This window comes from Halioglobus sp. Uisw_031, from assembly GCF_047729875.1.
GTDB lineage: Bacteria > Pseudomonadota > Gammaproteobacteria > Pseudomonadales > Halieaceae > Marimicrobium.
The window spans coordinates 876,069-893,204 of the sequence record NZ_CP159826.1; the positions used below are offsets into that span (position 1 = coordinate 876,069).

The window sequence follows — 17,136 nt, forward strand, 5'->3', positions numbered from 1 at the left end:
CATGAACCTTGATAGCCAAGTAGGGCCCTATCGTATTCTGCGGCTGATTAATCAGGGCGGGCAGGGGAGTGTATTCCTCGGTTACGACAAGCGGCTGCAGCGTAGAGTGGCCATTAAAATCTACACACTTTCTGCCAAGCACGGGTCCCGCAAGCAGCTGAGGCGTGAAGCGCAATTAGTGGCTAGTATGCACAGTCACAAGGTGGTGCAGATCTACGATGTGATAGAGTCTAGTACGCACCTCGCTCTGATCATGGAATATGTGCCAGGATCGAGCTTGGAAGAGTTGCTGGCCGCGGTGCGTCCCTCGTTGGCAAGTGTGCTGACAGTAGGCGTTGACATTGCTGGGGCGCTTGCGCTCGCTCGGCAACAGCACATCGTGCATGGTGATGTGAAAGCCGCAAACGTATTGATCACCGAGTTCGGGCGAGCCAAGCTTACCGATTTCGGGATTGCTAGGGTCACAGGAGAGGAGCCATCTCGGCAATGGGCGGCGGGAAGCTTTCATGCCCTATCTCCAGAACAGTATCTTGGCTATCCGTTAGATGGACGTGCCGACCTGTTCGCTTTGGGTTGTCTGTTTTACCGCATGCTGAGCGGTGAACAGCCTTTTTTTCGTGATGGGCGGCCTGCCCCGGATTTGCTGCTAACGCACGCCGCTCGTCCCTTGAAGGACATCGTTGGCAGCGATGTGGAGCTGCCGGATCAGCTGGTAGAACTGATCGACGGGCTTCTGCAAAAAGACCCTGCTAAGAGAGCCAATCACGTGCACAAGGTACGACAGGTATTGCGGTCGCTGTTGCGGAGGCTTCCGATATCATCTGGCAATAGTCTATTGCTTGAGGCTGGCCCCTATTTTCGGCGTGAATCCCCCGCCCATATCCCTCTATTGATACCTAAGGGCTTGGCACGCCAGAGACAGTTTGCACCGGTGCACTCCGGCACGAGAGTCGCCGGATTCTGGCGTCGGATAACAGCGCTCAGGTGGCCAGTTCGCGCAGCTGCTGCGCTTGCCATTGTGATTATGATTACGGTAGCGTCAGTGCTAACCCTGCAAAGCAGGGTGACACCTATTGGGTTCGCGTTGCCGATAACCTCTGTGACCGCAGAAATGGAATTACTACCCGGCATTTCCCCTGCTTGGCTGGTGCAGGAGGTGAAGAACGCGCTGGCGGAACAGCTGGGTAGGCTCCGGGTCATCGGTCCGGTTGGGGCCGTTCCCAGAACCACCTACTATTCTGCCGGAGAAACCACGAATTGGAACGAGGCGCCCGAGCTGGGTATTCAAATTAGTCTGCACTGTGCGGCGAACCTGTGTGTGTTTGCGATTCATCGTGAGCAATCGGGTTTGCGTGTTAACCAGCAGGGTATTTTGTTTTCAGATATGTCGATGCAGCAGTGGCGGGATATAGTGCGCAGTACGACGTTGGCGCTCTATCACTGATCTATACGAAGGCCACGCTGCAGGCCAAGGCCATGTGTGATGGCCGAGACAATGCTATGGGTAGTCAATTTTTCAACGACAGAGCGTCAGCATTGATGGCTTTTTATGCTCTTCAATAATGCACGGTTGTGAGGGGCATCAATTCCATGTTGGTCTGCGACTTGCAGCAGGAAGCCAGTAATGTAATCAATTTCGGTGCGCCTGCCATTCTCGACATCCTGCAGCATCGAAGAACGATTGTTTGCAGTGGCCGCAATGACCCCCGCGATCAACTGTGGCAATGCTGCGGCAATCGCGGTAAAGCCAGCCGCCCGAGTAATCTTGCAGACCTCACCACACAAGGTCGTCACTTGCGTGATTAACTCTGGGTCCTGGCTGAGTTCGCCATTGGCACAGTTGTGCAAGGCGGTCAGAGGGTTGATGATGCAATTGATCGCCATTTTTGACCATAGTGCTGCCTCAATATCGCTATCCCACAAGCAGGTGTCAATTGCATCAGACCACTGTTCAAACCATGGAGGGGGTTTCTTTTCACCCTGCTTGCCAATGCGCGTCTTTCCCCGACCGGTATGCTGAATATGCTGCGGCGCTAGACAGTAAGCGCCCTCGGTCGTGGTGCCACAAAAAATGTTCAGGTGTGGCCAATCTGCGGCCAACTGCTCTGCGAGACCCATGCCATTCACCAGCAGCACGACTACGCTGTCTTCGCTTAAGAGGTGTGCAATGCTCGCCACGGCCTCGCTTACGTCGTATGCCTTTGTTGTGATCACTAGATGGGAAATAGGCGCATGGCTATTAGGCGTCACAACGGGTACGTGTTGTTCGCTGCGAATGCCCCCGTGTTCTGTGATTATCGGCAGCGATGCTGGCGACGTTCCTTCGCGCATGATCAGCGAAATATCGCATCCACTACTGCGAAGGTGCCCTGCGTATAGGCAACCTATCGCCCCGGCGCCCAATAGATGCCAGTGCGGCTGCTGTGTCGTCAAAATACGTAGATTGGGCTTGAAAACGGGTTGTGTCGCATGACTTTGTGACTCCTTTTTTTAGGACCTAGAGCGGGAAACATTGTACACCCAGCGGACACGATGGGGCGCATAGTCCCAGCGTTGCCCGGCAGCTCGAGACTATACGCATAGGGCGCCGTATATTGTGTGAGTAGCGCCCTAGCGTTATGTGTTACTGCCAAGGTCTATCACTGAGACACTTTCATATAGGCTTCACTGCGGCCTCTGCCTGGCGACGGAAAACCATAACATGCTGCCAAGGAAGGTTATCATGCAATTGGTCCAGCACTAAACCGACAGCGGCCATTTCGCGCTTGGCTTGAGCTACACTCATCTTGTGCAGCCGCTTGATTGGCACGGCGAGGTCCTCTTCACGGTATTCTACCAGTACGATTCTGCCGTCTTCAGACAGTGCGTCTACGACGCGCGTCATGACTTCGCGAGGGAAAGAAAACTCATGATAAGCATCGACCATCAGGACTAGGTCTACCGTATTATCGGGTAGCATTGGGTCGGTTTCTGTGGCCAGGATCGAAACGATATTGGCAATTTTTCCCGCGCGGGCCCGTTCTTCGATGATTGTTAGCATCTCGGGTTGAATATCCACTGCCAATACGCGGCCTGTTGGGCCTACCAATCGGGCGATGGGTAGCGAGAAGTAGCCGGTGCCAGCGCCAATATCCGCCACCGTGTCCCCCGGGTGCAGCGCCAGCAAGCTGAGCAGCAGATCCGTCCGCTCCTTCTGTTCTCGCTCAGGCCTTTCTAGCCAAGTTGCGCCGCGATGGCCCATCACATGGGCAATTTCCCTGCCCATATAGACTTTGCCGATGCCATCGCGGTTAGGTTGATCATAGCTATAGTAGTTGTCATCCGTATCCGGTTCGGCGGATGCCTGAGCCATAAACAGCAGACCGGCAACGATTGCGGCGAGGCTGCCGAGTTTGAGAGTGAGTTGCATTGAGTGAAGTTTGTGAGCCATTTTCTGATGCCGTGACCGATTAATGAATAATAGGTTCAGGGTACATTTCATGTGACAAGTTGACCTCCAGCGCGTTACTGGACTCTCTCGGTGGCTGCCCGATCATTTCATCATAGGCGGACTCGTGCCGCAGGGTGATTGTACCAACGGGTAAAACCTGAAGCATTTCCCTTATGTTCTGCAAGCTTCGGCTGCTAATAGCTTTGCCCTTTTTATCCACCAGCAGATGAGGCCCGCTGGGTAAAGCTACCGTGACTTGATAAAGCGCCTGCTCGAGGGAGTGGATAGTAACATCAGCGGCATCGGTTAATGCGGCAAACTGGATGATGGAAAGTCTCATAATTCTACTCCCTCTTTACTTACTGACGCCGGTTTTAAGCGACAACGGACACCTTTATAACTGGCCTATAGATGTACGCGTATTGGCTGTATTTGGATTCAATCCAAGCGCTCGATTCAAACGTAATCAATAACATGTCGAAATACCAGATAACATTCGCGACCCGGCGCAGTGTGGTAGGTCCTTGCCCTTTTTGTCAGAGACCACAACCGCTCACATTTCACCATCTTATTCCCCGAAAACTGCATCGTCGGCGGCGCTATCAGCGCAATTTTAGCCGCGAGTCACTGCGCAGGGGGATTTATACCTGCCGTGACTGTCATGATGCAATCCATCGGACCTATGACGAGCAGCAGTTGGCCGCAGCCTATGCTTCTCCTGCAGCAATCGACTCTGACCCTGTGTTGAGGCGCCATTTTACTTGGCTATCTCGGCAGCGCCGCGATTACGGCTGATTTCATCGGGAGGCCGTGCTGCAGGTTTTGTCTGTAGCGGATGGGTAACCCAAAGCGCTGGGCAGCGCGGTATTGCAAAAGAGAATTCGCAGCCACCGTTTGATTGCAGCGCCTTAGCCTTCAACATCGTCGACGTCGATCTGACCGGTCAAGCGCCTGCGAATGTGCGACCAGGACATCCCCGTTGCCAATATTATCGACAGTAAAAGTAGCGCCAGATAGGCGATAACTCCGGTCGAATGAATGCTTAGCCAACCAATATCCACCAGCAACCAGACGATAGCAGCGAACAGCGCGGCGCCAAGAGAGACCCCTAGCCACCCTAGAGATAGCAAAGTCGCACGCAAATAGATAATCCAAGCTATCAGCAACACCAGGCCAACGATTGCCAACACAGGTCCAAACGTTACGCCCTCAGACATTAACCAGCCGATATAAGAGTAGCCGCTAGGGTTGTATGTTCCGAAGACCAGCGCTGCGGCGAACCCCCAGCGCGCTACAAAACTCCCCGTCGTGAAATTTTTGGCCATATCACTTCCTGCTAAACCGTTGGTTTTTCTTTGCGCTGAACACGTTAGCCAACTGCAGTCGCCAATTCAAGGTTAATCGTTGCGGCCTCGCGCACATAGCGCCCTTTTGTTATTCGCAATGCATGAGGGGCTAGCACGCGGGCCTCAGGTACAACAACCTTTATCCGTCATTCGCTGTGTTTGTTGCCAACGTCTTCTATGAAAACCGATCTCAGCGCATTACTATGTGATTTTAAATTCTGCCGAATTTGGAGTGAGACACTATGCCATCGTTTGATGTTGTTTCGGAAGTGGATATACACCAGTTGACTAATGCTGTCGATCAGGCAGCAAGGATTGTGGGTAATCGGTTCGACTTCAAGGGCATTGAGGCCTCTTTTGAGCGTGAAGAGCGCAGCGTGGTGCTAACCGCCGAAGCGGAGTTTCAGGTGAGCCAAATGGAAGATATGTTACGCGCTGCGCTGATCAAATGCGATATTGATCCTGCAGCTATGGATGTCTCGGACATGCTGACGACGGGAAAGACCGTGCGCGCAACGGTCGTGCTGCGTCACGGGTTAGAAGCCAGCCAGTGTAAGGCGATCGTTAAGCGGATTAAGGATGCAAAGCTGAAAGTTCAGGCTCAGATCCAGGGTGATCAGGTGCGGGTTACCGGGAAGAAGCGCGACGATTTACAGCAGGTGATGGCGCTGTTGCGCGAAGAAGACAATGGCGCACCTGTGCAGTTCAATAATTTCCGCGACTAGGTTGAACGTTGTGAGAGAAGGTTCATAAGTGCCGCCGATTTTTCTTCGATAGCCGCCGCGTTTAAAACGGGTTTTTCCAGTGCCAGGTACCAGAGCAGTTCCAGGTACCGATAGATGCAGCTGTATTGGTGCAGTAGGCTTCGCTCCTGGGCGTCGGGGGCTCGCTCCAGATAAGTATTTATCAGGGCTTCTGCCTCTGCTGTAGACAGTAAATCGCCGTTTACAACCACCGCGAGGTCGTACCAATGGCTTCCCATGGCGCAGTATTCCCAATCGATAGCCCACAGCCTGCCAGCGCTATAAATACGGTTGGCCTGCAGCAAGTCGTTATGACACAGTACTGCGTTAGATGGCTTGCAGTTAATCTCCGATAAAATCGCTGACACTTTGTTCGCGCTCTTTCGCAGTCCAGCGTTCAGTTGTTGACCTTTGCGTTGCAGCCGCTTTTCATACTGCAGAATCCGTTCCGCCAGATTTAGACGATGATGCCGGGCAGGCAGTTGATGGATGGCACGCAGTAATTGGCCAACGTCAGTGATGTCAAGGTTGTATGCCGCTTCCGGTGCCAGATAGTCGCAAACGAGACTGCCCAGTTCAGGATTGAAGTAGCGTGGATGGGGCGCGAGTCCGACACTGTGGGCCGCTTCCAGCGTGCGCCATTCTGTTTGCCGGTTGAGCCCATTGGATGCTGGTTCTAGCCCGTCGATACGCACGACGAAGTGCTGCCCTGATTCAACCAGCACGCTAAAATTACTGACGCCGGCAGTCAGGATGCGCACAACGTTCGGGGCGCGGGTCAGTTCAGGAGTACAGTGCCAGTGCGGCCACTGCGAGAGGGTCTGCTCTAGCTTTAACTGGATGTTGCGCGGCAGTGCGCGGACCATTGGCATTGCCTCTCATGATTGCATGATAAGTATAGGCCGCTTACACTCTTTATCCAATACGCAAAAGCTTGGACTGTGCTGTATCGTGGTGGAGAAATGGACATAATACATGGCAGATGATCACTATTTGGAAGAGGCTCACGTAGAGGTCATAGACGGCGCTCCCGCGCTGGCATCTATTGCAGAGCTGAGGGACAGCAGACGGACGGAATTCCTCGCCATTAACCGTTACCTGTACCAGCAAACCCAGAAAATAGAACTCATGCTACTGGGCGCCTTGGATTTGCCTGCGTTGTTGGAGATATTGTTGGTCACCATGCCTCGGCATTTCTCTTTTCGAGCTTGCGAGCTGTGGTTGTTCGATCCCGAGGACACCATGGCTCACCTTCTGGCGGGTTCTGAGCGGCATGGTCAGAACTTGCAATTATGCAGTGACATCTTTCAGATGCAGGAATTGTACGATCTAGAGCCCAATCTTATGGTTATCGATGCTACTGATTCTCGTATGTTTGAAATACTTAAGTTTTCTTCCGGTATCGATTATGCCGTGCTAGTCCCGTTGCTGGATTCCGGTCGCTTGATTGGCAGCTTGCATTTGGGGACACCTGACTCAGTGTTCTTGGGCAATGCAGAGGAACATCTGGTAGCGCATTTAGCCACCATCATCTGCGCCTGCTTCAAGGCGGCCGTCAGTCGCGAGCAAAGCACAGCGCTGACGCTACTGGATCCACTGACACTTATCGGCAATGAATTAGGGTTTGATAAGGACATTGGCCGAGAAATATCCCGTGCTAGTCGAACGCATAAGCCGTTGACGTTGCTGCTCATTGAAGTTGATGATGTTAACGATCTTTATGGACACTACGGAGAGCGGTGCGGCCAGTTTGTGATCAAAAAGGTCGCAGAAAGATTGTTCTCGAACCTACGTGCGACGGATATTACTGCACGGCTGGGTCGGTCAAGGTTTGCTGTTCTGCTTCCCGTCAGTGGTGAAATGGTTAGCCTGGGTATAGCGGAACGCATGCGTAATGATATAGCGCGTTTTACCATTGACGACGGGCGCGGGGCGGTGTTGCAAGTCTATATAAGTGCTGGCTTGGTAACCTGGGAGCCCGGCCAGTTTCCTGCGGTGGATATGCAGCAACTGGCACGGCAGATGCACGTAGTGGGTAACAAAGCCCTTGACGATGTGATGGCCCGGGGTGGTAATTGTGTGGGGCAATCTCGCCTCAGTACTATGGTTTTTTGAGGGACTGCCGTGAGTAAGCTTGACGTTTTATTTGAAAAAAATCGGGATTGGGCTCTTAGCGTCAAAGCTAGCGATCCGCTGTTTTTTGAAAAGTTATCCGCACAACAAAGTCCTGAGTATTTATGGATAGGCTGCTCCGACAGCAGGGTGCCGGCCAACCAAATTGTTGGACTGATGCCTGGTGAAGTCTTTGTGCATCGTAATGTTGCCAATATGGTGGTGCATACGGACTTGAATTGCCTCACGGTATTGCAGTACGCGGTCGATGTATTGAAAGTCAAGCATGTGATGGTAGTGGGTCATTATGGCTGCGGTGGTGTTGCCGCAGCTTACGAAAATGCGGACAACGGACTGATTGATAACTGGCTGCGCAATATTAAGGATGTACAGTATCATCACCAGTTGCAGCTCGATGCGATAGAGGATAAGGCTCAGCGATTGGAGCTGCTGTGCGAATTGAATGTCGTCTCCCAAGTGTCTAATGTGTGTCACACGACTATTGTGCAAAACGCGTGGCGGCGAGGCCAACCACTAGCGATACACGGCTGGGTTTACAGTCTTGCGGATGGCCTGCTGAAGGATCTTGATTGCACCGTCGACAGAGCAGAACAGATTGCGGATGCGTACCGCATAGATGCCTGAGCGCGCGAGACGTTAGGCAATCCAGGCAAGCAGCCGCTCGGTTGATCATCGGTGATTAACGCTTTTCAATGCGATTTAAATTCATCGCCCCGACCAGTGAGCTTTGTGGCAAAGAGGTAAAACCTTTTAATGTATAAGAACTTATTGTCCAGTGGAAAGATCGGGCAACTAGAGTTGCGCAATCGTATCGTCATGACGCCTATGGGCACGAATTTGTCCGAGGCGAGCGGTCACTGTGGTGAGCGTATTCAGGCTTATTATGAGGCCCGCGCCCAAGGGGGTGCGGGTATGCTGATTGTTGGGGTGGCTTCAATTGCCTGGCCATCGGGTGCTTGCAACCCGAACCAGGTGGCGATTTCCTCCGATGAGTTTTTGCCCGGTCTGCGTGAGTTGGCATCACGTATCAAGCTGCATGGCTGTCGAGCAGCGATACAGTTGCAACATGCGGGCAAGGTGGCGGTCTGTGATATTGCCGCGGGTCGCCCTATGCTTGTGCCTTCTATTCCCGATAAATCGCGCGATGAAATGAGCGCCGCTTTGACATCGGTGGAAATGTCAGCCTTCGTTAAGTCTTACAGTAAGAAGGGTGCCAAGGTTGAGTACAAGGTTGCAGATCATGATGACATTCGCGAGCTGATAGAGCATTTTGCTGAAGCCGCCGAGCGCGCCCGGCGTGCAGGCTTCGACGGTGTTGAATTGCATGCCGGGCACGGCTATATCCTATCTGAGTTTCTTTCCCCTAGTATCAACCGTCGGAACGACGAATATGGAGGTTGTCTTGAGAATCGCGCGCGTCTGCTTGTGGATGTCATCGAGGCGGTAAAGATCAGGGCAGGAAGTGATTTCCCGGTATGGTGCCGTATAGATGCTCTGGAATATAGGGTCGACGGAGGGATATGTCTCGCCGATGCAGTTGAAACGGCTGTGTTGGCTGAGGCTGCCGGTGCCGATGCAATTCATGTTAGTGCCTACGCGAACCCCTCTTCCGGCGCCGCTTTCACAGAGGCGCCACTAGTGCACCATAGCGGGGGCTATCTGCCGTTTACAGCGGCTATCAAAGCGAGGTTACGTATCCCTGTGATCGCTGTCGGGCGCATAGAGCCTGAAGTTGCTGAGCAGGTATTGGCCCGCGGAGATGCTGACTTTATCGCCATGGGTCGTAAGTTGCTCGCCGATCCACAGCTGCCCAATAAATTAATGCATGGACAGCAGGAGAGCATACGCCCCTGTATCTATTGTTATACCTGTGTCAGTCGGATCTTCGTTAGCGATCATGTGCATTGTGCAGTGAACGCGCGCACCGGTTATGAGCACGAGATCGTGCTTCTGCCTGCGCTACAGCCACGGCATGTGCTCGTGATAGGGGGAGGTCCCGCCGGCATGGAAACGGCGCGCGTGGCAGCCCTTCGTGGGCATCGAGTTACGCTAGCTGAGCAGAGTGCAGATCTGGGCGGCACCGTATTTTTCTCCTCTATCGTCTACCCGGAGAATGGCAAGCTTATTGACTATCTGGCCGAGCAGGTAAGGCAATTAGGTGTGGATGTCCGTTTGGGCACAACGGTAGATCGTGGGTGCTTGCGGGCGCTGGCGCCGGATGTCGTGGTAGTCGCTACAGGCGCGCGCAGGGATGCACTGCCTATCCCGGGCGCAGAGCAGGCACATGTCCTCAGCGGCGATCAATTGCGCGCACTGATGACGGGTAGCGATCCCGCGGCAGTGCGCGATAAACTCCGCAGTTGGCAAATTGCGCTTTTGTCTGTGGCGGGATTACTGGGCATTACTAAAAATGCTTATTGGTTACGCCGCCTCAGTTACCTGTGGATGCCGCTGGGTAAACGAGTGAGTATTGTCGGCGGCGGACTTGTAGGTCTCGAGTTGGCGGAGTTTTTGGCAGAGCGTGGCCGCGATGTGACTGTCGTGGAAGCGGGAGAAAAATTCGGCACGGAATTGGCCATCGTAAGGCGTTGGCGGGTACTTGAGGACTTACAGCAGTTGGGCGTTGTGTTAATTAACAGGACTGATGTGTCGTGCATCAAAGAACGATCTCTGACACTAGTCTGCGACGGCGATGAAGTAGAGATAGAGACGGACACGGTCATTTTGGCCAGCGGCGCCACTGGCGATTTGTCGTTGGCCGAATTGAGCCAGAGGCTTGGTTTTGAAACACATGTAGCCGGCGACTGCGATGGGGTAGGCTACATTGAAGGCGCTATCCACAGCGCGCATGCTGTAGCGCGATCGCTATAGGCATAGGTCTGCTGACGAAGATGTTGCGGAGGGAATAGTCGCTGAATACTCTATTGTTGATACTGTTACTGATCTTTGGCGGTGTCGCGTTGATGGTGGTGCTGGGTGAACGATTTACCAAACCGGTAGACCCACAGCGTCTGGCGCGACTGCAACGCTGGTTGACGCCATTAGTTGGGTTGATGCTGGTACTGTCGCTGTTGGACTACTCTCTCTAGCCCTTTGACTTATCGGGACGACGTGATGAATAAACCTCTGGTTGGCGTGCGTATATTAGACCTCACACACATGTTGGCCGGCCCGTATGCAGGCATGATTCTGGCCGATCTGGGGGCGGAGACCATTAAAGTTGAACCCCTTGCTGGCGAGGGAACTCGCCAGTTACTGGCAACTGACCCTGAAAACTCACTGAACGGAATGGGCGCCTACTACCTGACCCTCAATCGCAACAAGAAAAGCGTCGCGGTCGATCTGAAGTCTGAAAGCGGTATGGCTGTGTTCAGTCGGTTAGTGGAAGCGTCTGATATTGTATTAAGCAACTTCGCTGCGGAGGTACCTCAGCGTCTGGGGCTGGACTTCGAGACGCTCAGCCAAGTGAATCCACGCATCATTACGTGCACTGTGACAGGCTATGGTTCAGAGGGCCCGGGTGCGAACCGTCCCGCCTTTGACCAGGTCGCACAGGCCAGCGGCGGCGGGATGTCTATTACGGGGTCTGATTGGGAACATCCGGTGCGAGCGGGAATCCCCATTGGCGATCTTGGTGGCGGTATGTTCGGTGTCATGGGTATTCTGGCGGCGCTTTACGAAAGGGAGCGCAGCGGCCTTGGCCAGCATGTGGACATCGCTATGGTCGACTGCCAGATATCCATGCTCAATTACATGGCGACCATGCACTGCCTCTCCGGGAAAGATCCATACCCTATTGGAAATGCACATTTCGTTCACGTGCCCTACGATACATTTCGCTGTGCCGACGGGGTTATCGTGATCGCGGTGATTACCGATAACTTTTGGCAACACCTGAAGATCGTGGTGGACTGCCCTGAGTTTGACAATCCGTTGTACGACACACAGCCAGGACGTTGGCAGGATAGAGCGCTCATCAACCGTTGGCTCAATGACGCGCTAGAGCGGCAAAGTTGCGCTCATTGGTTAGAGAAACTCGAGAAGCACCGTATTCCCTGTTCCGCTGTCAATAGCATCAGCCAGGCCTTGTCCGATCCCCAGGTGTTGCATCGCAACATGGTGGTGGACCTTCGCCACCCTGATGGGGGCAGCACTCGAGGGCCGGGTAACCCGATTAAGTTGTCACGCACCAAGGAGGAGAGTTTTAGTCCGGCGCCCTTGCTGGGTGCGAATACGGACAGTGTGATGTCTGAACTGTTGGGTCTGACGGCAACAGAAATCAAGGCATTGAAGGCACAGGGAGCGATAGGGTGATGAAAGAAGCGCTCACAGGCGCATCCGACGATAAGGCTATGGCTGACTGTCTATGGGCAGCACTTTTAGGCGCCGAGCAAACCGCGCTTGTTGATGGCGCAAGCATTGACGGCCTGGCACGCCTTTCCGGCGGTGCTAATATGGAGACGTGGTCTTTTGATTGGGTGCGAACGACAGAGACTGAGCCTTTGATTCTGCGGCGAGTGCCCGGCCAGACCCTGGACTTCGAGAATGCAGTAGGCGAACTCACGCTGAAGGATGAGGCCGCACTGATCGATATCGCTGGCCGATATGGTGTCCCTGTTCCTGTTGTGCGATTGGTTCTGCGCCCTGAACATGCACTGGGGCAAGGCTATATTATGAGTCGGGAGCGGGGCGAGGCCCTGCCTTTTCGTCTGCTGGCGGACGATTGTTATCGAGACGCGCGCGAGCGACTGGCTTTTCAGTGCGGCCAGACTCTGGGTCGCATCCATAAGATTCCGCTGGAATCACTGCCGGAAGGTTTATCCGATCACAGTGGTGTCCTTCTGTTTCAACGCGCCCAGGAGCTGCTCGACACCCATGGAAACCTATCCCCTGTACTGCAATTGGGGCTCAATTGGTTGCGAGATAGGCCGCGTCGAGACCCTCTGCGCACGCTGGTGCATGGGGACTTTCGCAATGGTAATTTGCTGGTAGATGAAGATGGACTTGTCGCCGTGTTGGATTGGGAGCTGGCGCACCTGGGTGATCCTGTTCAGGACCTAGGTTATATCTGCGCCAATGTCTGGCGCTTTGGCTCGCCCAAGCCGGTGGGCGGATTTGGTGACTATGCAGATCTTTTGGCGGGCTATGAGTCTGTCACCGGTATAGCGCCCGCGATGGCGGATATTCATTATTGGCAGGTGCACGCTGCTCTATCGTGGGGAATGGTGTGTCTTCGCATGTTGGAGATGTATCGAAGTGGTGAGGATTCCAGCCTGGAGAGGGCAGCGGTAGGCCGGCGCCTATCGGAGGCTGAGATCGATCTATTGCTGTTGATGGAAGGAGAGTCTGCATGAGCGGTACTGAGTCGATAGAGCTGTTAGCGGCCGTGCGCCAGTTTTTGCGTGAGGAGGTATTGCCCGAGTTGGATGGCTTTAAGGCGTACACCACCAGGGTGGCGGCCAATGCATTGGGTATTGTGGCCAGGGAACTGGAGATGGGCGCTGGTTTAGCAGAGTTCGACAAGCAGATAGCCTCCACACTTGACCTTGATGAGCAGGCGGGCCCAGTCACGCGACAAATTGCGCTTGCCCTTCGCGATGGTACAATGGCCCACGACCAGCGAATTCTCTCGTATCTCAGGCAGCGTACGTTACATGCGTGCGCTATTGATAACCCGAAATACTCCGGATTGCATCAGGCCAGGGCCCGTTGGTTGCGATAGCCTAGGTTTGGCTTTGATTGACTAGCCGCTACCTATTTGGGCTCCCTTGGGCTGGTGACATGGATGGTTCGCGTTGCAATTTCGACCGACGCCTAGAATCAGTGCCTGATTTTTTTACATTGGTGCTGAAAAATCAAAGTAATATTTCTATAAGTTATTGATTTTATGAGATTATTGTTATTTTTTCGCTATCCTTAGGGGTGGCAACACAGCTGTATCGAGTTGTGATTCTCACAGAAGCCGAATATAAATTTAAAAACTGCCCAAAAGTACAATGTCTGTGTTTATTGGCAGGGGTAGGATTGAGTTGTAAGAGTGATAAAACAAGTAGAAATACACTAAATGACTAGGCTCAACTATAAAAGAGTAAGCATTATGATCAATAAAACGATTTTCTTAGGTGTTTTATTCCTTGTTGCTGGCGCCGTTAACGCAGCAACGACGACATTATCTCAATCGCAAAATCAAACGGCTGACGGTCAAGATTTCAGCTTTGATTTCACTCCGGGCGCTTATGAAGTTGGCAGTAGCAGTAGTTTTACTGTCTCGGTGCAGGGCGATTTTAATAACATTGCGACCCCAGGCTCAACGGCCATCACTATCGGCGACGATGATAAGGGAAATTTTAATCGCGTTTCCGCTGAAGCTTATGATGTGTTTTTTAAAGGCTTTAGCAATACCAATGCGTACCGGTATAAGTTAAATTTTAACCTTGACGCGGCCCAAACGACGGCCTTTATGAATAATAGCAATGTGGTCGTTGACTTCGCCGACGGAGTGTTGGCCTTGTGTGGGTGGTGGAACTACGGTAATTGTATTGCCGACGAGGGTGATGCGCCCTATGCCCAAGTGGATTATACCTACGAAGTCAGCAGCGTTCCTGTCCCCGCGGCGGTTTGGCTGTTCGGATCGGCCTTGCTCGGTTTGGCGGGAGTGGCGAGACGCAAAAAAGCCTAGAAGAATATCAGACATTAAAACCCGCCGAGGCGGGTTTTTTATTGCTTGGAAATTTGATGCCGGCAACCGTTGTGACCTCGCTGTATCAACCTGTCACCAGAATATAAGGAGAAGTCTCTCCAATAGACCGGCTAGATGCTGACCCCTTTTGGCGCTTTCCTATCCATAAATCCAAACATATAGCCGGCCACCCGGCGCTTCTGTATTTCCTCTGTGCCCTCGGTAATCCGGTAGCGGCGGTGATGGCGATAAATATGCTCGAAAGGAGCATGACGAGAATAGCCTAGCCCGCCATGTACCTGCATGGCTTGGTCGGCGGCATCGCAACACAGTCGATTGGCGACAAAGTTGCACATCGATATTTTGTCGGATACCGAAAAAGCGCCCTTAGTGTCCATTTGCCAAGCCGTTTTGTGTATGAGGGCGCGCAGCATTTCTGCTTGCGTTTGGAGCTCCACCAAAGGAAATTGAATGCCTTGATTGCTCGACAGAGGTTTTCCGAAGGGCGCTCGCTGCATTGCATAGTTCACGGATTCGTTAATGCAGTATTGAGCCGCGCCTAAGGAAGAGGCAGCCTGGCGAATGCGATTCTCATTAAAGAAATGCTGTACCACCTGCAGAGCCTTTCCCTCACCGCCAAGAATGCAGCTGTGCGGCACTTTCATTTCCGTAAAAGACACCCTGCCGTGGTCCGTTGGCATATTGAATGTCCACAACATCTCTTCGATTTTAAATCCCTGCGTGTCAGTCGGCACGAGAAAGGCTGTGAGGCCTCCAGCGTCGCCAGCGTCGCCGCTTGTTCGTGCAATGACCAGTATGTGACCTGCACGATGAATACCGGTATTCCAAGACTTTTCGCCATTGATTGTCCACGTATCGGCGTTGCGTGTGGCAAAGGTTCCCATATGCGTTGCATCTGAACCATGAGCCGTCTCTGTAATGCCGAACGTAAAGTAGCGACGGCTTTCACACAGGTCATCAACCCAGTCGATTTTTTGCTGTGCCGACCCGTACTCAATCATCAACAATAATCCAACATTGTTACCGACGATGGAGTGTTCATTCTGTAAATCGTTGTGTAGTCCGAGTCCTCTGCAGGCAAGGTGTTCACGGATGATTGCCATTTCCAAATTGCTACCATCTTTACCCCCGTACTCTTTGGGGGAAGAGAAGCGAAAGTGTCCTGCGGCATCAGCCCGCTGCTTGGCTTTCATTAGCAGCTCTTCCCATTGTTCGTTGGGTAGCCCGTTCCTATCCCAGTCTGTGCGTGCATCCTCGCGCCGATGGTCAAAGAATCGATTGTTATCATCTTGCATCTGCAGTGGCATAATTTCGCTTTCGATAAAGTTATCGAGGTCCTGTAGGTAGTTCATCAAGTATTCGGGGATATCAAAATTCATCATGATGTGGCTCGCTGGTTCGGGGGGCAGTTTGTAGTGATGTCCGACTCTTTCGTTCGGTCGATCGACCGCGTGGACAGACAGGATCAAGTGAACAAAGTTTCGTTTTAGAGGTCATAAGATGAGTAGTGTGTAGCTCTTGCAGAGACAATCCTTAGATTGGTTAGTGTTGTGACGGCCTGGGTACTGATGAGGCAGAGTCAAAAGTTATACACACTCTATAGTGCAGGTCAAGGTCTGTTGGGTTCGGTTCCGTGGGGCGCGCGCCGCGTTCGGCAGTTTGTTAGGTACACAGGAGTTTCAACTTTGAGCGGCTCACCCTATAATCGTTGTTATTAATAGAGCTCCGTGGACAGTGTTTGCGGTGGACTAAAGGGAGTAGTTGGTGCCAGCTGATTGGCTCGGTAATTCTAGTGCGGTGTCAGGGCGAGCAGGTGTCGCTCTCATGGGTGCGCTGAACGCGATGGCACAGCCGCGTCGCGCGCGTCGGATACGTCAAGTTGTCCTGTTGCTCGTTGTTGTATGGATGCTGCTGTCGCTCACGAGGCTACTGTGGGCACTAGTCCCCAATGCTGAAAACAACAATGTTGCGCCGCCCACGGTGATTAATCCATTGTCAGCCGGCAGCTCCAGGGCTATCGTTGCGCCTGTTGATATCGATCGCATGGTGGCCTGGCATTTATTTGGGGAGGCCGGCGCGACGGCGCAGGCCGTTATTGAGGCCGCAACGGAGGTCGAGACTGATTCCCGTGAGGGTATAGAGGATGGCGCCCGGGAAACTAGCCTGCAGCTGAAGTTACGCGGTATCGTGGCGTCTACGGAGGACGGTCTCGGATATGCCATTATTGAGAATGCGAATCAGCAGGCTATCTACATGGTCGAAGACAAGTTGCCCGTTCGGGGCAATGTGGTATTGGCCAAGGTGATGCCGCGACAAGTTGTGCTGGACAATGGCGGGACCTATGAATTGCTGGTGCTGTTTGAAGAATCCACTTTGGGCACTGCGGAGCCAATGTCTGCTCAGACCGCCGCGCCTGCGGTAAGCGAGAACATCGATAAGCGCGGTGATGATCAGGCTACCCGGTTGGCCCAGAGTTATCGACAGCGCCTATACCAGAATCCTCAATCGCTAGCAGAGGTGGTGAATGTCAGCGCCGTGCGCGAAAATGGGGCACTGCTGGGTTATCGGGTAAGCCCTGGGAAGGATCAGGAACAATTTGCGCAGCTGGGGTTCAAAATGGGTGACGTGGTGACATCCGTCAACGGGGTAAGTCTCGATAATCCTACCAATACCATGGTCCTTTTCAATGACATGCGCTCAGCTAAGGAAGCGGTATTTGAGTTGCAGCGTGATGGACAGGCTCTCACGCTGAGTGTCAATTTAGACGATGGTGGCGCTCAGTGA

At 53.1% G+C, this 17,136-nt stretch carries 17 protein-coding genes; 11 read left to right on the top strand and 6 right to left on the bottom strand.

The window, feature by feature from the left end:
• The first annotated feature begins 1 nt into the window (after position 1).
• Entirely contained in the window at positions 2–1,444 is a 1,443-nt protein-coding gene (locus ABXT62_RS04110) for a serine/threonine-protein kinase (protein WP_415357274.1), read from the top strand.
• Between the two features lie 86 nt (positions 1,445–1,530).
• Here ABXT62_RS04110 and ABXT62_RS04115 read toward each other — a convergent pair whose 3' ends face one another.
• The 4 genes from ABXT62_RS04115 to ABXT62_RS04130 form a co-directional block, all read right to left on the bottom strand.
• A complete protein-coding gene (locus tag ABXT62_RS04115) occupies positions 1,531–2,433 on the bottom strand; it encodes a ketopantoate reductase family protein (RefSeq protein WP_415357275.1) in 903 nt (300 codons plus the stop codon).
• Positions 2,434–2,653: 220 nt separating this feature from the next.
• A complete protein-coding gene (locus tag ABXT62_RS04120; protein ID WP_415357276.1) occupies positions 2,654–3,430 on the bottom strand; it encodes a class I SAM-dependent methyltransferase in 777 nt (258 codons plus the stop codon).
• A 19-nt stretch (positions 3,431–3,449) separates the two neighbouring features.
• Positions 3,450–3,770, bottom strand: coding sequence for a DUF6482 family protein (locus ABXT62_RS04125; RefSeq protein ID WP_415357277.1), 321 nt, complete (start codon positions 3,768–3,770; stop codon positions 3,450–3,452).
• 568 nt (positions 3,771–4,338) lie between these two features.
• Entirely contained in the window at positions 4,339–4,755 is a 417-nt protein-coding gene (locus ABXT62_RS04130; protein WP_415357278.1) for a DUF6524 family protein, read from the bottom strand.
• 263 nt (positions 4,756–5,018) lie between these two features.
• On the opposite strand from ABXT62_RS04130, the gene ABXT62_RS04135 reads away from it, so the two are divergent.
• A complete protein-coding gene (locus ABXT62_RS04135; protein ID WP_415357280.1) occupies positions 5,019–5,501 on the top strand; it encodes a YajQ family cyclic di-GMP-binding protein in 483 nt (160 codons plus the stop codon).
• Here ABXT62_RS04135 and ABXT62_RS04140 read toward each other — a convergent pair.
• Entirely contained in the window at positions 5,498–6,391 is an 894-nt protein-coding gene (locus ABXT62_RS04140) for a phosphotransferase (RefSeq protein ID WP_415357281.1), read from the bottom strand. The two genes, ABXT62_RS04135 and ABXT62_RS04140, sit on opposite strands and share 4 nt — an antisense overlap.
• A gap of 103 nt (positions 6,392–6,494) precedes the next feature.
• Between ABXT62_RS04140 and ABXT62_RS04145 the strand changes: the two genes are divergently transcribed.
• From ABXT62_RS04145 to ABXT62_RS04180, 8 genes are all read left to right on the top strand, one after another.
• A complete protein-coding gene (locus ABXT62_RS04145) occupies positions 6,495–7,634 on the top strand; it encodes a diguanylate cyclase domain-containing protein (protein WP_415357282.1) in 1,140 nt (379 codons plus the stop codon).
• 9 nt (positions 7,635–7,643) lie between these two features.
• Entirely contained in the window at positions 7,644–8,276 is a 633-nt protein-coding gene (gene can / locus ABXT62_RS04150; protein ID WP_415357283.1) for a carbonate dehydratase, read from the top strand.
• Positions 8,277–8,405: 129 nt separating this feature from the next.
• Entirely contained in the window at positions 8,406–10,523 is a 2,118-nt protein-coding gene (locus ABXT62_RS04155) for an FAD-dependent oxidoreductase (protein WP_415357284.1), read from the top strand.
• A gap of 53 nt (positions 10,524–10,576) precedes the next feature.
• Positions 10,577–10,741, top strand: a complete 165-nt coding sequence (locus tag ABXT62_RS04160) for a hypothetical protein (RefSeq protein ID WP_415357285.1) — start codon at positions 10,577–10,579, stop codon at positions 10,739–10,741.
• Positions 10,742–10,766: 25 nt separating this feature from the next.
• Entirely contained in the window at positions 10,767–11,966 is a 1,200-nt protein-coding gene (locus tag ABXT62_RS04165) for a CaiB/BaiF CoA transferase family protein (RefSeq protein ID WP_415357287.1), read from the top strand.
• Complete coding sequence (locus tag ABXT62_RS04170; RefSeq protein ID WP_415357289.1) at positions 11,966–13,006, top strand: phosphotransferase family protein; 1,041 nt, start codon at positions 11,966–11,968, stop codon at positions 13,004–13,006. Before ABXT62_RS04165 ends, ABXT62_RS04170 begins: the two co-directional genes overlap by 1 nt.
• Complete coding sequence (locus tag ABXT62_RS04175; protein WP_415357291.1) at positions 13,003–13,374, top strand: DUF6285 domain-containing protein; 372 nt, start codon at positions 13,003–13,005, stop codon at positions 13,372–13,374. The genes ABXT62_RS04170 and ABXT62_RS04175 overlap by 4 nt, the downstream gene beginning before the upstream one ends.
• A gap of 375 nt (positions 13,375–13,749) precedes the next feature.
• Entirely contained in the window at positions 13,750–14,331 is a 582-nt protein-coding gene (locus ABXT62_RS04180; protein WP_415357293.1) for a VPLPA-CTERM sorting domain-containing protein, read from the top strand.
• A gap of 131 nt (positions 14,332–14,462) precedes the next feature.
• Here the strand turns inward: ABXT62_RS04180 and ABXT62_RS04185 are convergent, their stop codons facing one another.
• Positions 14,463–15,734, bottom strand: a complete 1,272-nt coding sequence (locus ABXT62_RS04185; protein ID WP_415357295.1) for an acyl-CoA dehydrogenase family protein — start codon at positions 15,732–15,734, stop codon at positions 14,463–14,465.
• 382 nt (positions 15,735–16,116) lie between these two features.
• Here ABXT62_RS04185 and gspC point away from each other — a divergent pair, with 382 nt between their 5' ends.
• Positions 16,117–17,136 carry a type II secretion system protein GspC gene (gene gspC / locus ABXT62_RS04190; RefSeq protein ID WP_415357297.1) on the top strand — a complete coding sequence of 340 codons (1,020 nt, stop codon included), beginning with the start codon at positions 16,117–16,119 and terminating at the stop codon, positions 17,134–17,136.

Excerpts from the sequence above, each read along its gene's own strand:
- ABXT62_RS04110 (WP_415357274.1), top strand. The coding sequence starts at position 2 with ATGAACCTTGATAGCCAAGTAGGGCCCTATCGTATTCTGCGGCTGATT.
- ABXT62_RS04120 (WP_415357276.1), bottom strand. The coding sequence starts at position 3,430 with ATGGCTCACAAACTTCACTCAATGCAACTCACTCTCAAACTCGGCAGC.
- ABXT62_RS04125 (WP_415357277.1), bottom strand. The coding sequence starts at position 3,770 with ATGAGACTTTCCATCATCCAGTTTGCCGCATTAACCGATGCCGCTGAT.
- ABXT62_RS04130 (WP_415357278.1), bottom strand. The coding sequence starts at position 4,755 with ATGGCCAAAAATTTCACGACGGGGAGTTTTGTAGCGCGCTGGGGGTTC.
- ABXT62_RS04135 (WP_415357280.1), top strand. The coding sequence starts at position 5,019 with ATGCCATCGTTTGATGTTGTTTCGGAAGTGGATATACACCAGTTGACT.
- ABXT62_RS04140 (WP_415357281.1), bottom strand. The coding sequence starts at position 6,391 with ATGCCAATGGTCCGCGCACTGCCGCGCAACATCCAGTTAAAGCTAGAG.
- ABXT62_RS04145 (WP_415357282.1), top strand. The coding sequence starts at position 6,495 with ATGGCAGATGATCACTATTTGGAAGAGGCTCACGTAGAGGTCATAGAC.
- ABXT62_RS04155 (WP_415357284.1), top strand. The coding sequence starts at position 8,406 with ATGTATAAGAACTTATTGTCCAGTGGAAAGATCGGGCAACTAGAGTTG.
- ABXT62_RS04165 (WP_415357287.1), top strand. The coding sequence starts at position 10,767 with ATGAATAAACCTCTGGTTGGCGTGCGTATATTAGACCTCACACACATG.
- ABXT62_RS04170 (WP_415357289.1), top strand. The coding sequence starts at position 11,966 with ATGAAAGAAGCGCTCACAGGCGCATCCGACGATAAGGCTATGGCTGAC.
- ABXT62_RS04175 (WP_415357291.1), top strand. The coding sequence starts at position 13,003 with ATGAGCGGTACTGAGTCGATAGAGCTGTTAGCGGCCGTGCGCCAGTTT.
- ABXT62_RS04180 (WP_415357293.1), top strand. The coding sequence starts at position 13,750 with ATGATCAATAAAACGATTTTCTTAGGTGTTTTATTCCTTGTTGCTGGC.
- ABXT62_RS04185 (WP_415357295.1), bottom strand. The coding sequence starts at position 15,734 with ATGATGAATTTTGATATCCCCGAATACTTGATGAACTACCTACAGGAC.